Source organism: Candidatus Cloacimonadota bacterium (genome assembly GCA_021734245.1).
Taxonomy (GTDB): Bacteria; Cloacimonadota; Cloacimonadia; order Cloacimonadales; family TCS61; genus B137-G9.
Genome location: JAIPJH010000030.1, coordinates 22,288 through 31,392 on the forward strand (window position 1 = coordinate 22,288; position 9,105 = coordinate 31,392).

Here is a 9,105-nt window from a genome sequence, read left to right on the forward strand (position 1 = left end):
TTTGCATAACATGTTAAGAGCAGGTACTTATGAATATAATAAAACTAGTAAAGGTCTGCTCTTATTTTATTTATTACTAATTTTAATCAATTTACGATAGAAATCTTTAAAAAACTTTGGAATTTGGATCTGATCTAAAAGATTAATATCTGATTCGTGAAAAAGATTAAACTTCCTGGATATCAAAAAAGAAATCGTGATTAATATCATAGATCCAATTATGCGTAAAATGAAACTTGAAAAATAAATATTGATAAAAAGAACTGCAAAAGAAAATAGTGGAAACAACAGTGCTAATTTTCTTTTCACAGCAAATTTGCGATTGATGATGAAGTACCAAATGACGGGGTTAATCGTGAAAACAAGAAATGTGGCAGCAGCTGCACCTAAAATCCCAAATATTGGAACAAGATAAATATCTAAAGCAAAATTGAGAACAGCAGCAAATATTCCTAAATAGAGATACATTTTTGTCATATCAAAACTAACTCTTATCGCAGTAAAAAATGCTGAGATCAAACCTAAGTGGAGTGTTGTAATAATTATTTTAAACGGCAAAATTGATGCATCAAATTTATGCCCATAAACAAGATGAAATCCCAGATCACTGAATAAAATAGAAAAGGTTACTAGAATAAAAACAAAAAAACTAACCTGGGGCAGTAGTCTCTTAAGATAAAATTCACTTATTTTGTATGTTTGATCTTTCGTGCGAAAAACCAATATGATTGGTGTTGATATCGTTACAATAGAAGAAAAAAGAAAAGATCTTATAGTATTGAATATTTTGTAAGAAGCCTGATAAATACCAACATCTTCTAATGTAAGAAAATATTTTATAACATAGGTATCAATCCAGGTAATGATATAATTTGACCAACTGGCAAAAAGTAGAGGAAAACTGAAAATAAACATTTTATACAATAGTTTTTTATTCAGGTCGAAAGGAATCAGATATTTTTTATTTATTAATAGCAATCCAATGATAACAATTAATAAATCTGAAATCAAAAAAATAAATATTATGTTGATGATTTTGATTTCCAAAATTTTAAGTATAATAAGTAAAATTCCCAAAGCAATGAAAATCTTCGTGGCAAAACGCATGAGAAAAGATTGTTCTTTGATCTTACGTATTACTTTTAGAATTTCAAAAATATAGGTTTTACCTGCAGTTAAAATCAATCCAAGCGCAATAATCCAAAAATAGTACTGCTCATTTATCTCCAGAAATCCAAATATTGATTCTTGGAAAATGTGAAAAAGAGTGATAACAATCCAAAAAGAGAAGAAACTTAACAACACGAAATTCGTGGTTGTACGTCGCAGATGACCTTCTTTTATAAATTCTTCTTTACCAAATCGTAATATCGCCAAACGTAGCCAGTTAAGACCAAAAATATAAAGCAGAGCTATGGCACTGATTATAAGAGCAACCTGCCCATATTTTTCTGGACCTAAATATCTTGCCTGAATCGATTCAGAGAAGATCATTAAAGGTATGGAAATAAATGATGAGCTCAAAACAAATACAAAATCCCAAAAAGATTTCTTTAGTTCGTGCATAGTTCACAGCTCCAATTTAAAATAATTTGTGATGCTTTTTCTAAACTTTCATTCCTTACCATAATGAACCTTTTGACTTAATAATCCTATCTATACAAATTTATGTTATTTCTAAAAACTCAATAAATTACGCAATAAATAATTTTTTATTATCAATAAAGAAAATTCTTAAATTTGACTATCACCGTGGCAGAGCCAAGGTGTATTTCGCTAAATTTATTTCAGCAAGCTGAAAATCGAATTTTCATTATTTACCCCTCTGCCTTCGGTATCTCCCCTCAAACAGGGGAGAAATTTCGGAAAACCCCGACGCAAGCGTCGAGGAATTCTATTGATTAAAACTAAATTAGAAATATTATAATTATCAAGAACAATGAATTTCTGTTGACACGTATAAAATTAAATTTTTATTCAATTAGTTATTAGAAAAATATAGATATGTTCAAAAAAAAATACAGAAACACTTGTTCAAAAAAACAAATACAAATCATATATAAACGATTTGATATAAATTAATAGGAAATATAAATAAGAATGAAAATTGGAATGATTTTGGATGAAGCTTTTCCACCTGACCCACGCGTAGAAAATGAAGCAGTTTCGCTGGTAAATGCAGGTCATGAAGTGTTTTTATTTTGTCTTGATTACTCACATTCTCAGTTACAAGATGAAATGATAGCTGGATTTAGAGTAATAAGGAAAAGGTTGCCAAGATATCTGTATCGCTTTTCTGCTTTAGCTTATACGATTCCTTTTTATCATTATTATTTAAAAAATAGTATTGATAAATTTCTGCGTTCAAATCACATTCAAACTATTCATATTCACGATATTCGGATTTCCAGAGCTGTTTTCTGGGTAAATAAAAAATTGAATTTACCAATTATTCTCGATCTCCATGAAAATCGACCCGAAATCATGAAGTTTTATAAACATGTTAATTCTTTTTGGGGTAAACTTTTAATTCACCCATCCAAATGGAAAAAATATGAGAAAAAGTACATCAAAGCAGCTGACCGAGTAATAGTAGTAACCAACGAAGCTAAAGAATATTATTTATCTTCGATAAACAGTATTTATTCCAATAAAATTATTGTTGTTCCAAATACTATCAGGACAAGTTTCTATAAAAAATATTCAATAGATAAAACTATAATGAAGAAATACAAATCTTTCTATTCTATTTTGTACATTGGTGATACAGGTTTACGCAGAGGTCTTCTTACAGTTTTCAAAGCCCTTAAGTATTTGATTCCCAAAATTCCTAATATTAAAATTGTTGTTGTTGGAAAAAGTAAAGAAGATAATATTTTAAGAAATTTTATTAGAATTCATCGATATGGTGATTATATTGAACTTGCAGGATGGCAAGATTCAAAACTTCTACCATCATATATTTTATCATCTTTTATTGGTATTTGCCCTCTCCATCGTAATATCCATCATGATACGACTTATGCTAACAAAATATTTCAGTATCTTGTTTTTGGAAAGCCTATTGTAGTAAGTGATTGTATTGCTCAAAAAACATTTGTTCAAAAACATAATTGCGGATTAGTTTTTAAAGATAGAGATGAAAAGAATTTTGCTGATAAAGTGATAGCTGTATATGAAAATAAAAATCTTTATCAAGACATGAGTCAGAATGGAAAAGATATCGTAAGAAATTCCTTTAATTGGGGAAAAACGGCAAAACCTTTAATAGAATTGTATGAACAAATACTATGAATTTTAATGAAAAATACAGTAGAACACATCACAAGAGATTTGAAAAGAGCCTGAATTTCCTGCTAAAACATGAACCTCCTCCAAAGCGGATATTGGATCTTGGCAGTATTAATCCATTGTCACATTTAATGCAACAAGAAGGATATGATGTACTAAACACACCTGCCGGTATTGATCTTGATCTGAATTGTGAAATTCTGCAAAACTACGATTATGATCTATTTACAGCTTTTGAAATTTTCGAACATTTAGTAAATCCGTTCAGTATTCTAAAAGCTATTAAGTCAGAAAAAATGATTCTGTCTGTACCACTAAAATTGTGGTTTGCCAAATCATATTGGAGTGATACAAATCCTTATGATAGACACTATCATGAATTTGAACCGCGTCAATTAGAAATGCTTTTGCGAAAGGCAGACTGGAAAATCTTGCAACAGGAAAAATGGGTTAGTGTAAGCAATAAAATCGGTATCAGACCACTTTTAAGAAGATTGACTTTCCGACATATGATTGTTTATTGTGAAAAAATGAGAAATGGAAGTACAAAATGAGAATTTTTATTTTAACAACAGGTAGAGCAGGATCAAAAACTTTAATTGAAGCTTGTCAGTATATCAATAATTATACAGCAAGTCATGAGTCATTAACAAAATTTTTCGGAGAAAAAAGATTAGATTATCCCGATGATCATATTGAAGCAGATAATCGATTGAGCTGGTTTTTAGGGAGATTGGATGAGAAATTTGGAGATGAAGCTGTATACGTACATCTCATTCGAGATAGGAAAAAAGTTGTGAAAAGTTCGATGAAAAGGTGGATAGGAAGGGGAAATATTATGAAACCCTTTTGCGAAGGTATCTATATGACTCCAACATTTACAATAACATCAGATCAGAAAAAGCAAATCTCGGCTGATTATTATGATTGTGTGAATTCAAATATTGCTCTGTTTTTGAAAGATAAGACAAAAAAAATGGAACTCCATTTAGAATCTATCGAAAAAGATTTTATTAGATTTTGGAAATTGATCGGGGCTGAAGGAGATCTTGATTCAGCAATTAAAATTTTAGAGATTAAACATAACCAATCTAAAAAATTCAATTATTTTCAGAATTTTTTTTGGAATGTAAAATTATGGTTGAAAAGTTTGTTTAATTCCTAATTTCATTTATCACACCTCGGCTTTTATCACAAAATAAATACCAATGATTGCGAAAATCAAATTCGGAAACCAGGCTGCCATCAAAGGTGATAAAACACCATTATAACCCAGGCTCTGACAAATCCTGAGGGCAGATAAATATAAGAAACAAACCAATAATCCCATTCCAAAAACCAACCCTCTACTGCGACTACGAGAAGAAGTGGAAACCAGTGGTACACTGAAAAGCAATATTATCAGGTTTGCAAAAGGAAATGATACCTTTAAATTCAATTCCGTCATTTCTTTTGTGAATTTCTCACCAACTTTCTTTAACCTACCGATATAATTTCGTAGCTCAAAGAAATTCATCGACATTGGTTTCTTAGCACTTTTTATAAAGTCCACAGGAGTTACATCAACTTCCTTAATCACAGTTGAATTGAAGAATTGCAGACTATCCAAAACTCCTTGTGAATAATATCTTATATTACAATTTTTAAAATGCCATTTATCATCTTTCCATTTTGCGTCGGCTGCAGTAATCTTCTTCTTTACCATTCCTGTTCCAGGTTCATAAGTTGTTATATCTATTGTTCTCAAAAGATTACGATAGCCATCGAAAAAACCTATATAATATAAATTGTTATCCGATCCTAAGTAATGAATATTTGATCGTAATTTTTTGTCTTCCACCTTCATATTCTTGATTTTCTCGGTATAAACGAACTGCCTGTATTCTTCTGCTTTTGGCAGTACAGTCTCTCCCAAGATCATTACGACAATACTGAAGATAAAACCATACCAGATGAGCGGAGTTACCATTCTAAAAATACTGATGCCAGCAGCACGAATTGCTATAGATTCATTAAATTTTGATAGAGAATCCATCAGGAATAAACCGGAAAGTAAAACCATTACTGGAGAAGTTAAGATGATCAGATAAGGAATTCGAAGTAAAAAATAGATGATTAGATCATTCATTTGAGCATCTTTACGCAGTAATCTTGGTAATCTGTCAGAAACATCGATTACCAGAAAAAGTACTGAAAAAGCGAAAACAATGATCAAAAATATTTTTATGTATTCACGTAGAATGTATTTATCTAGAATTCTCATTTTCTCTTAAATATTTTACCAATTTTCTTAAAAAAACCAGAGATATTAATAAACTTCATTTCCTTCACTGAAATCACGATCAGATAAATTCCCACAATAGCAAAAATTATGTTGGAAATCCACATTGCCAAAAATGGTGAAATTGTTCCTTTATCGGCAAGTTCCTCTCCCAAAGTTAAAGTACCATAATAAATTAGAAAAACTACAGAGCTAACAGAAAATGCCATTCCAACTCCACTCGTTCTCGTCATCATTCCCACAGGAGCTCCGATCAAAACAAAGATCAAGCAGGCAAATGCAATAGCATATTTTTTGTGGATTTCAACCGCATACTTCCTGATATCACTTTTCAGACCATTCAATTTATCTCTTTTTATATTCAATTTATTATAATATTTTTTCAGATCTCGCTGCGCCATTTTGGAGGTTGTTGAATCAGGTTGAAGTTTTTCAATATCCACTTGAATATCTTCAATTTCTTTTACTACAGAAGTCATAGAATTCTTTCGTTCTTCTATTATCTTCTGCATGGCAGCAGAACTCAACTCCCTGTCACCGCGATAATCGCTGCCCTGTTCGTTTATTTTATATCCCAGATCGGGGAGATTCAGCGTAAACCGTTTAAAACGGCTCATTGTATATTTATCGGGATTTTGTGCATCTCGTTCGTGCATTTGACCATTGTATAAAATTGCCTGCAGACTATTACCACCATTCTGCAAATTTACTGTTCCCTTTTTTGCAAAAATAGTTATTGGAAACTTATTCTTCTCACGATTATAGATCACGATATCAAACAATTCATCTTCCACTCTTTCTTTAGCATAAATTGTATAATTTTTCATCACATTGAAAGTACCAGGAACAACCGCTGTAACAGGTCTTCTGTAATTCACTTTTATCATCAAATTTTTAAGCATATGATTAGTATCTGGCAAGATTGCATTATTGAAATAAACCATAAAAAATGAAAGTAACAAAGCAGCGATTACAGTTGGTTTCATCAAAGAATAAATATTTATTCCGCAAGCTTTGCAGGCAACGAGTTCGTTATCCACAGAAAGACGACCAAAGGACATGATTGAAGCAAGAAGAACAGCCATTGGTACTGTGAGTGCCAGCATAAAGGGAAGTGATAATCCAAATATGGAAACGATGGAAGCAAAATCCAGATTCTTATCAATAATCAAATTTAAAAGATCGATAATTCGATCCAACAACATTACGAATGTTGTTACCATCAAAGAAACTATGAAGGGTTTAAAATTCTCTTTTAAAATATATTTTTCAAGAATTCTCATTTAATCATTTCCAGGAATTCTTGCTCTGAGATTATCTTTATTGTATCTATCTTCTTTGCTTTTGACAATTTACTACCAGGATTTTCTCCAACAATCAAGTACTCAAGTTTTTTACTTACTGAAGAAACGACTCTTCCTCCATTTTGCTCAATCTGATTTTTGATCTCATTTCTACTGAAATTAGTTAATGAACCTGTCACAAGGAAAGTTGAACCTGATAACTTATCCTTTATTTCCTGTTTTTCACTTTTCATATTTAAACCGATCTTTTTAAGATTTTCAATCATTCTCAAATTTTTTTCATCCGAAAAAAAGTCTACAAGTGACTGAGCTATTTTTTCACCGATCTCATCGATCATCAAAAAATCAAGATATGATGCATTTATTAAAGCGTTAATATTATCAAAATTAGCTGTCAGGATTTTGGAAGTTCTCGCTCCAACATAGCGAATTCCCAATCCAAATAAGATTTTTTCAAATTTCTGATTTTTAGATTTTTCTATCGCCTTCTGTAAATTCTCTGCTGATTTTTTTCCCTGCCTTTCCAAATTCGCAAATTTCTCGAAGTCGATATTGTATATATCTTCGATCTTCTCGATCATATTATTTTCTAATAATTGTTTAATAACCGCTTCTCCCAAGCCTTCGATATCTACAGCATCTCTGGAAGCAAAATGTTCTATTCTGCGTTGCACCTGTGCTGGGCAATTCGCATTACTGCAATATGTTACAGCTCCTTCTTCTTGCTTTCTGAGTGGAGAAGAACAAACAGGACAATTGGTTGGAAAGTTAATTTCTTCTGCCTTATCAGGTCGCTTTTTCTTATCAACTTTTATAATTTTGGGTATGATTTCACCAGATTTTATTACAGTTACATAATCGCCGATCTTAAGATCCAGCCGATCTATCTCATCTTCGTTGTGTAACGTAGCATTTGAAACTGTAGAACCCGAAATAAAAACTGGTTCAAGTCTGGCAACAGGAGTAACTGCTCCAGTTCTTCCTACTTGAAAATCTACACCTAACAATTGAGTTTCTACTTCTTCAGCCTTAAATTTATAAGCAATTGCCCATTTGGGAAATTTAGAAGTATAGCCCAGTTTCTTCTGTAATTCAAAATCATCAACTTTGATAACGAGTCCGTCTATATCAAATTCGAGATTATTTTTTTCTAACTCCCAGAATTTACATTGCTCGATTATGCGATTTAATTCACCAAATTTAAGTAAATTTTTCATATCTCTTGCAAGTGTCTTAAATCCAAGTTTTTCAAAATATTTTAGCAGTGTGTATTGTGACTTTATCTCGTTGTTTTCGAATAGACCGACTGAGTAGACACGATAATCAAGTTTTCTTGTTTTTACGATTTCAGGATCTTTGAGTTTTATAGTTCCTGCAGCAGCATTTCGAGGATTCGCAAATATTCTTTCACCATTTTTTTCTCTTTCTTCATTGATTCTTTCAAACTCGGATCTTGGTAAAAAAATCTCACCCCTAATTTCTATTGGCTTGGGATAATCAATTTTTTGCGGAATTCCGGAAATGGTTTTTACATTTTGAGTTACATCTTCTCCTTCAAAACCATTTCCACGTGTAGTCGCATATACTAAATCACCATTTTCGTAATACAAGTTTATACTGAATCCATCAAGTTTCAATTCTGTTGTAAAATACGGCATTTTCTTAGTTTCTTTAGTAATTTTATTATAGAAATCTTCGATCTCTTCTAAAGTATAAGCATTTTCAAGACTGTACATTCGAACTTTATGAGGGATTATTTTACTTTCATCATCGATATCTGATCCAACTTTTTCAGTAGGTGATTCTTGAATTTTATATTGAGGATATTTAGTTTCCAGATATTGAAGCCTTTTTACTAATTGATCAAATTCATAATCTGAAATTTCTGGTGCAGCTTTTTGATAATAAAGGTCGGAATGATAAGCAATTTTTTCTCGTAATTCCTTTATCTCATCTGCAACGAATAAATCGTCCATCTATCCTCCTGTTTTCAGACAAGGAATGCAACAATGGATATTTAGGCAATGATTTTTTAATTGGAACGTAACGAGTTTATTGAATAAATATTTGAATATATAGTTTAGAATTAGAAATAAAAAAACAGAGCGAGTATTTAAAGATGGCGGCGACCTACTCTTCCAGTCCGTTGCCAAACCAGTACCATCGGCGCAGATAAGCTTAACTGCTGTGTTCGGGATGGGAACAGGTGTTTCCTTACCGCTAATACCA

General features: G+C 31.5%; 7 protein-coding genes and 1 rRNA gene. 3 read left to right on the plus strand and 5 right to left on the minus strand.

The window, feature by feature from the left end:
• Positions 1-66: 66 nt before the first annotated feature.
• Entirely contained in the window at positions 67-1,566 is a 1,500-nt protein-coding gene (locus tag K9N40_06360) for an oligosaccharide flippase family protein (protein MCF7814079.1), read from the minus strand.
• Positions 1,567-2,100: 534 nt separating this feature from the next.
• Here K9N40_06360 and K9N40_06365 point away from each other — a divergent pair.
• From K9N40_06365 to K9N40_06375, 3 genes are read left to right on the plus strand one after another with little or no spacing between them, the layout of a single operon-like run.
• Positions 2,101-3,294 carry a glycosyltransferase family 4 protein gene (locus K9N40_06365; GenBank protein ID MCF7814080.1) on the plus strand — a complete coding sequence of 398 codons (1,194 nt, stop codon included), beginning with the start codon at positions 2,101-2,103 and terminating at the stop codon, positions 3,292-3,294.
• A complete protein-coding gene (locus tag K9N40_06370; GenBank protein MCF7814081.1) occupies positions 3,291-3,845 on the plus strand; it encodes a class I SAM-dependent methyltransferase in 555 nt (184 codons plus the stop codon). Before K9N40_06365 ends, K9N40_06370 begins: the two co-directional genes overlap by 4 nt.
• Entirely contained in the window at positions 3,842-4,456 is a 615-nt protein-coding gene (locus K9N40_06375; protein MCF7814082.1) for a hypothetical protein, read from the plus strand. Before K9N40_06370 ends, K9N40_06375 begins: the two co-directional genes overlap by 4 nt.
• Positions 4,457-4,465: 9 nt before the next feature.
• Here the strand turns inward: K9N40_06375 and K9N40_06380 are convergent, their stop codons facing one another.
• The 4 genes from K9N40_06380 to rrf form a co-directional block, all read right to left on the minus strand.
• Complete coding sequence (locus tag K9N40_06380) at positions 4,466-5,554, minus strand: LptF/LptG family permease (protein MCF7814083.1); 1,089 nt, start codon at positions 5,552-5,554, stop codon at positions 4,466-4,468.
• The gene (locus K9N40_06385) at positions 5,551-6,855 is read right to left on the minus strand and encodes an LptF/LptG family permease (protein MCF7814084.1); all 1,305 of its coding nucleotides are present in this window, start codon (positions 6,853-6,855) and stop codon (positions 5,551-5,553) included. Before K9N40_06385 ends, K9N40_06380 begins: the two co-directional genes overlap by 4 nt.
• Complete coding sequence (gene ligA, locus K9N40_06390) at positions 6,852-8,852, minus strand: NAD-dependent DNA ligase LigA (GenBank protein ID MCF7814085.1); 2,001 nt, start codon at positions 8,850-8,852, stop codon at positions 6,852-6,854. Before ligA ends, K9N40_06385 begins: the two co-directional genes overlap by 4 nt.
• 141 nt (positions 8,853-8,993) lie before the next feature.
• Positions 8,994-9,105: ribosomal RNA gene (gene rrf, locus K9N40_06395) — 5S ribosomal RNA — on the minus strand; the annotation flags it as partial.